The following is a 4358-nucleotide window of genomic DNA, read 5'->3' as shown; positions in this document are numbered from 1 at the left end:
ATGCAGGACTTTTTTTTGTTCAAACGGCATAATTATTTTAATATAACTATCTAACAATAATTTATAAATGTGCTAATAGTAATAGTTTCCTTAATATTTTGTAGGGAGATAATGTATCTGTTTATTATAATCTAAGCTGTAACGCCCCTCTAAAATAGTGCAACAAAAGAGTAGAAAACTCGCCATGATAAAAGTAAAAAGTGATTTAATCATGATGATGATTGCCAAATAAACCTCATGGAAGCATAAAGCAATCCATATAAACACATTGGTTATAGTGTTATAAATATAGTAAGAGATGTTGATAAATGATAAACATTAATGAAATTCGAGATTTTATAAATAGCTCATTATATAAAACGGCATTAGATAAATTAGAGAAAAAATATAAAATTATGACAAACGGAAAAGAATTGCCATCGGTATTGTTTGAATATGATGCAAATGAAATAAATTTGTCTGGTGCCACTTTATCTGATTTAAAAAACATATTGTCGAATAATCTTGCTTCTTTTTTGAAATATATAGCGATTAAGTTTGTCGTTCTCTTTGATGAACCAGATGAACAAGAAGGGAATGATGAAAAGGATGTCACTATTTCAGTTAATGCACCCTATGAAAATTTTCTTATTATTCATTTATTAGAGTATTATTTACTTACTAACGATGTTGATAACCTAATTAATTATCTAAAAAAAATAAAAATACCGTATAGTAAGAAATATTGTGGACAATTAAAGAAAATATATGCATTACTTTAATCAAAAAATCGGCAATATTTACAATCTTTAACGATAAAAAAGTGAATAAACTTATACATAGTCTTATTATCATTCATACATAAATAATCGAGAGACTATTAGAAAAATAAAAAAGCTTGATTTACCCACTGATATACAAACAAAGTTATTATCGCAAGGTGCGTTTTTAGTTTGGATAATAGGCGCCTTTATACTGCTAAAAAGGCTGGAATTTCTAAGGCTCCATCTAGATGGGCTACTTAAGTGGATCTGTCTTCAGCTACTTTATGGCGGCGTTTTACAACTAAAACCAGTGGTAAATCAATAAAATTGAGGTGTAAATAATATGAATACAAAAGAAATTCAAACAAAATACGGTATAATTTATGCGCGAAGTGCATTAATATTATCTGACGTAAAATTAGAATGTATGCCATTTACTTTAGTTGTTAATACGTCATTAGCATTATCAGGCTGTAAACCGAAGATATCGAATGTTCCAGAAGTTAAAGTTACATTTACTTTCAGTGATATTTATAGTTTATTTATTTATAGAATGGATGAGTATCCTTATGAGCAATATTTAAAATCTAGTTTTGATTTAGTTGATGAGGTGCATAAAAAAGGAAGGCAACGTATAGTACTCAGCACTTATGATCATATTTTTGATGTAATTGGTAAATATGAAATTAAATATTACTAAAAAATAAAATTATAGAAGTTAGCTCAATAATTAGATATATGTAAGATAGAGAGTTATTGCATCAAAAACAAAGTGCTAGCCACAACCAGCGTTACAACTACGCCTACGACGCCTTAGGTCGACGTATCGAAAAACATCAGTCAGGCGCACAGGCAAACCTTACAACCGTACCCGTTCCTATGGGATAGCTTAACAATAAATACAGGAAACCTGCCCGAATCGGCACAGTAGCCTGAATATCTACACCCACTAGAGCAACGACTAGCCACTGGCACGTATAGGCACAGACGGCAATTAAAAACAATATATCCGCTGCTTCTACGCCGACCAGAACGGCTTTACCGATGCAAACGGCGAATAACTCTGGGAATGTAGCTATCAGCTCTAGGGTAAGCGCATTCAGGAAACCGAACACAAACCAATAGAGCAAAACTTCAGATATCATGGGTAATATTTAGACAGAAAAACTAGACTGCATTACAATACCTTTAGGTACTATGATCCAGATATAGGACGCTTTACCCAGTCCAACTCAATTGGGCTGCTAGGTAGGTGTAATCTGTATCAGTATGTGCCGAATGGGCTGACTTGGATTGATACACTTGGATGGTATAAAAATAGTAATGACACTAATTGAGATTGGGTTTTATATGATGTAATGGATAGGAATCTAAACGCCGTGCTAAAACAGGAATTAGTAAAGCAGAAGATGTAATGGTTGGCGGATAATAGACGTGCTTATACGAGTATAAGAAAAGTACGAAAAGCCCCTAACTTTGGCAATGCAGAATCGAAAGTAGTCCGTACTTATAGAGGAATAACTAAAGGTAAAATGAAAAGAATTGAGGCAAGAAGAGTTAGGCTTTTAAGAATATTAAAACATGAATTGCCACCCAATCGAGAAAAAGACAAACGTTATAGACCCAGTACTAAAAAGAACAAGTGGTGCTAACTATTTTACAAGGTATATTATGGGAAAAAAAATAATGGTGTCATTGCCTACTGAAGTACCAAAAATAAATGACAATGTGAATATGCATTTCATGTGGATAGAATTGAACAAATATATTGATAACTTGTTACCGCGAATAAATATTTTAGATTTAAATGGGTGGCGTATTTTAATAATGATTAATTCTCGGGCTACAAATGGTATTGGGGTTTTCAAAAGATCAATGCGCTATCCATCAGATAAGGAGTATGTTATTTCTATCTCTATTTGCATTCCTGATAAAAACCAGGCTCCATATGGATTAAGAGAAGTAAAAGAAAGTTTTTTTAAACCGTTAAATGAAAATTTTTTCATTTTAGATCCTGAATTTGAAAACTACGAGAGTTTATATAGTTATATTTTTGAAAGTGCAAAACGTGCAATAGGTTTAGCTTTTACGAAAGGTATTGTCTGTGGTGGCAAGAGAATAAAATTGCAGAATTGAAATCACAATAATGAAGTTATTAAGAATAACGGGCTTTCAAAGTGATACTATCCTGATACATGTAGATTCACTGATTTAGCCGGATTGCTAGGTGGCGTTAATCTGTATCAGTATGCGTCTAATGGGTTGACTTGTATCGAAGCATGGGGATTAAATTATTCAGACATATTTCGAAGAATGACAAAAAAGAAAAGTAAATCCAAAGTTGTAGACTCAGCTAGAACATTGAGTGCTAGCCCTAATAGGGATATTCCTGTATGTAACAGATCATTGGTAATGATTTGCAGCACGTACAAAACAAATCAGGACATGGCGCAATTCAACCTAAACAGTCGATGCTTCTTTCAAAATACCAAACAGCATTGGCTAATTAAAAAAGTAAATGGATAAAATGCTAGAACAACAGAAATTCCTTGATTATATGAAAAAAGAAATATCTTCAAATAAAGATTTATTGGAAATTAGAAAGTTATTAGTTGATTTTAAAAATAAAGGCATGCCACAGATTTGCATGTATGATTGTTTACAAAACCTGAGATATCTTGACGAAGAAGATATTATTTTAGAATTAATGGATTTTGTTATAGGTTTTTGTAAGCCTGAGTTGGCTATATATAGTTAATTTAGAAATATATTCTAGAATTTATTGAATAATAATCTTCATTACCTTTTCTTAATTTTGTTGTTTGAAAAGATATTGGCATTCCAATATCTACGATGCTCTTGGCTAGCATATCGAAAAACATCAGCTAAATAGCACAGCCCCCTACAACCGTATCCGCTAGAATGGCTTAATAATGATTTAGAAAACCAGCCCGAATCAGCACAGCAGCCTGTATATCTACCCCGGACAGAGTTGCTACGAACCTCTGGCACATATAGACAAAAGGGGCAGTGAAGATGAAGAAATTATCAGCTCTGGGAGTAAAGGGATTCAGGAAATTGAACACGCATCAATAGATCAAAACTTCAGATATCAGAGCCAATATTTAGACAGAAAAACGGATTTATATTACAATACTTTTAGGTATTATGCCTTGATATAGTCCACTTTATCTAGCCTGACCCAATTGGGTTGCTAGGTGAATTTAATCTGTATCAGTATGCGACTAATGGATTGACTTGGATAGATCCGTAGGGATTATCATGCAAAGTACGATTCAAAATATGAAAGAGAGGTGATGCTATCGATAAGTCATTGCCTAATGGTGATACCTCTTCATGGAATGTAGTAAGAACCAGATATTGGAAGTCTTCGTGAGGCTACTAGAGAACAGCATACGGCTCTTGATAAATTTAGACCGCTAGGAGGTAATAAAAAATGAACTCTATAGATATTATAAAAAATTATTTGGAAGGGTCACTTTCTCCGCAGGGTTTTCAAAAAGAACTTTATTACAATAAGGATATGGAAGATCTTTTATCTAAGGAAACTCAAATACCTCCATACACTAATTCACAAAATGCATTTTTGTATCT

4 protein-coding genes and 1 pseudogene are annotated in these 4358 nt (G+C 32.8%); all 5 read left to right on the top strand.

The window, feature by feature from the left end:
• Window positions 1–308: 308 nt before the first annotated feature.
• The 5 genes and pseudogenes from A9G30_RS12535 (at window position 309) to A9G30_RS10705 (ending at window position 3501) form a co-directional block, all read left to right on the top strand.
• Complete coding sequence (locus A9G30_RS12535) at window positions 309–761, top strand: hypothetical protein (protein WP_081295824.1); 453 nt, start codon at window positions 309–311, stop codon at window positions 759–761.
• A 325-nt stretch (window positions 762–1086) separates the two neighbouring features.
• Window positions 1087–1443 (top strand): hypothetical protein, encoded by a 357-nt coding sequence (locus tag A9G30_RS10720; RefSeq protein WP_065588955.1) that lies wholly within the window; start codon window positions 1087–1089, stop codon window positions 1441–1443.
• 424 nt (window positions 1444–1867) lie between these two features.
• Window positions 1868–2050: pseudogene (locus A9G30_RS13730) on the top strand (RHS repeat-associated core domain-containing protein); the annotation flags it as partial.
• Between the two features lie 364 nt (window positions 2051–2414).
• Window positions 2415–2879, top strand: coding sequence for an Imm9 family immunity protein (imm9, locus tag A9G30_RS10710; RefSeq protein ID WP_065566960.1), 465 nt, complete (start codon window positions 2415–2417; stop codon window positions 2877–2879).
• A gap of 382 nt (window positions 2880–3261) precedes the next feature.
• Complete coding sequence (locus A9G30_RS10705; RefSeq protein WP_218057863.1) at window positions 3262–3501, top strand: hypothetical protein; 240 nt, start codon at window positions 3262–3264, stop codon at window positions 3499–3501.
• Window positions 3502–4358 lie beyond the last annotated feature (857 nt).

This window comes from Gilliamella sp. Fer4-1 (genome assembly GCF_001690515.1).
Classification (GTDB): Bacteria; Pseudomonadota; Gammaproteobacteria; order Enterobacterales; family Orbaceae; genus Gilliamella; species Gilliamella apicola_C.
Note: the sequence above shows the minus strand (reverse complement) of the source record. Positions and strands in the feature narration are given on the sequence as shown.

What these genes read in the sequence shown, in the direction of transcription:
- A9G30_RS10705 (WP_218057863.1), top strand. Translation starts at nt 3,262, where the DNA reads ATGGATAAAATGCTAGAACAACAGAAATTCCTTGATTATATGAAAAAA.
- A9G30_RS10720 (WP_065588955.1), top strand. Translation starts at nt 1,087, where the DNA reads ATGAATACAAAAGAAATTCAAACAAAATACGGTATAATTTATGCGCGA.
- imm9 (WP_065566960.1), top strand. Translation starts at nt 2,415, where the DNA reads ATGGGAAAAAAAATAATGGTGTCATTGCCTACTGAAGTACCAAAAATA.
- A9G30_RS12535 (WP_081295824.1), top strand. Translation starts at nt 309, where the DNA reads ATGATAAACATTAATGAAATTCGAGATTTTATAAATAGCTCATTATAT.